The sequence below is a fragment of the Microcella sp. genome (assembly GCF_033763155.1).
Classification (GTDB): Bacteria; Actinomycetota; Actinomycetes; order Actinomycetales; family Microbacteriaceae; genus Microcella.
Window position 1 is genome coordinate 1 of record NZ_JANRKZ010000098.1, and the last position, 1698, is coordinate 1698.

The following is a 1698-nucleotide window of genomic DNA, read 5'->3' on the forward strand; positions in this document are numbered from 1 at the left end:
CTTGCCGTAGACCTCGATGGTGACGTCGGGGTCGGCGAGGGGCGCCTCGATCTCCTGCTGGTCGCGCGCGGTGAACGCGAAGAAGCCGAGCACGAGGATCAGCGGCACGACCGTGTAGAACACCTCGATGGGCATGTTGTACCGAAGCTGCACCGGAAGCCCGGTCTGACCCTTGCGGCGGCGGTAAACGATCGCTGCCCAGATGATCAGGCCCCAGGTGATGACACCCACGACAAGCAAGACGATCCACGACGTGACCCAGAGACCAATAACGCGGTCAACCTGGTTTGTCGTGCCGGGTTCGGTCGGCAACCAGCCGAGCTGCATCTGTGTGGTGCAACCCGCGAGGGCGACCGTGGAGACGAGGGCGAGCGGGATCGCCGTCAATCGAAGACGTCGGTTGGAACGCACCGGAGACCTCTCGTGGCGGGTGGCGGGGACATCGTCAGTCTACGTCACCGTCGAGGCGCAGACCGCCTCGCGACGCTCCGAAAGCGCCCTCAATCAGCATGAATCTGGCGAGGCATCCTCGCTCATGGGGCTTCGGCGAGAACGACAGAGGGGCTCGCCGACTGGCGAGCCCCTCGTAGCGTCGTCGAGACGCAATTCATGCCTAGTGGAAGCTGTCTCCGCAGGCGCAACTGCCGCCAGCGTTGGGGTTATCGATGGTGAAACCCTGCTTCTGAATGGTGTCTTCGAAGTCGATAGAGGCGCCGTCGAGATAGGGCACGCTCATCTTGTCGACGACAACTTCGACACCGTCGAAGTCGCGCAAGAAGTCACCGTCGAGCACACGCTCGTCGAAGTAAAGCTGGTAGATCAGGCCGGAGCAGCCGCCGGGCTGCACAGCGAGGCGCAAACGCAGGTCGTCACGACCCTCTTGCTCGAGCAGCGAGCGAACCTTCGCCGCTGCAGCGTCGGTCAAGCTGACACCGTGGGTCGTGTCAGTGCTCTGTGAAGAAAGTGCGGTGTCGGTCATAGAGACTCCTCGCGTCGATCGATGTCTGGGGTCAGTGTACGCGGTGGTTCTGGATGCGCGTCAGAAGAACGGCTTCGGTGAGGATCGCGCGGCGAAACACCCCGAGGTGAAGCGACTCATCCGGGCTGTGGGCTCGAGTGTGCGGGTCTTCAACGCCGGTCACGAGCACCTGCGCGTCGGGAAAGCTCTCGGCCAGTTGGGCGATGAACGGGATTGATCCGCCGACGCCGGCGAACACGGGCTCTGACTGCCACGCATCGATCATGGCCGCGCGGGCTTCGTCGACCGCCCAGCCGGTCGCGTCGACGAGAAACGGCTCGCCCAGGTCGATGGACCCAAATTCGAGGTGCGCCCCAAACGGCGCGTGGTCGACAAGGTGCTGTTGAAGAGCCGCGAATGCATCGGCTGCCGTCTGGCCCGGCGCAACGCGCGCACTGATCTTCACGGTGATCGAGGGCGCCAGGGTGTTCGAGGCGTTCTGAACGCTCGGGGCGTCAATGCCCGTCACGGTGATCGACGGCTGTGCCCAGATGCGGTGAAGCAGGTCACCACGGCCGATGGGAGTGACACCGTCGAGCAGTCCCGTTTCGTCGCGGAGCCGCTGCTCTGTAATCACGGGCACCTCTTGATCGTGTGACCGCATACCCGCCACGGCGACCGAGCCCTCGGCGTCGTGCAGGGTAGCGAGAAGGGCGATCGTGGCGAGCATCGCATCCGGT

2 protein-coding genes and 1 pseudogene are annotated in these 1698 nt (G+C 64.2%); all 3 read right to left on the reverse strand.

All coding sequences use genetic code 11. From position 1 onward, the window contains the following. A pseudogene (locus tag SFU54_RS04655) lies at positions 1 to 411 on the reverse strand (cytochrome C oxidase subunit II); the annotation flags it as partial. Positions 412 to 613: 202 nt separating this feature from the next. Beyond that, the gene (locus tag SFU54_RS04660) at positions 614 to 979 is read right to left on the reverse strand and encodes an iron-sulfur cluster assembly accessory protein (protein ID WP_319015138.1); all 366 of its coding nucleotides are present in this window, start codon (positions 977 to 979) and stop codon (positions 614 to 616) included. 31 nt (positions 980 to 1010) lie between these two features. Next, the coding region (locus SFU54_RS04665; protein ID WP_319015139.1) for a peptidase dimerization domain-containing protein at positions 1011 to 1698 on the reverse strand (688 nt) is incomplete at its 5' end.

Bases quoted from the DNA above. Each gene is read 5' to 3' on its own strand.
- SFU54_RS04660 (WP_319015138.1), bottom strand. From the start codon at position 979: ATGACCGACACCGCACTTTCTTCACAGAGCACTGACACGACCCACGGT.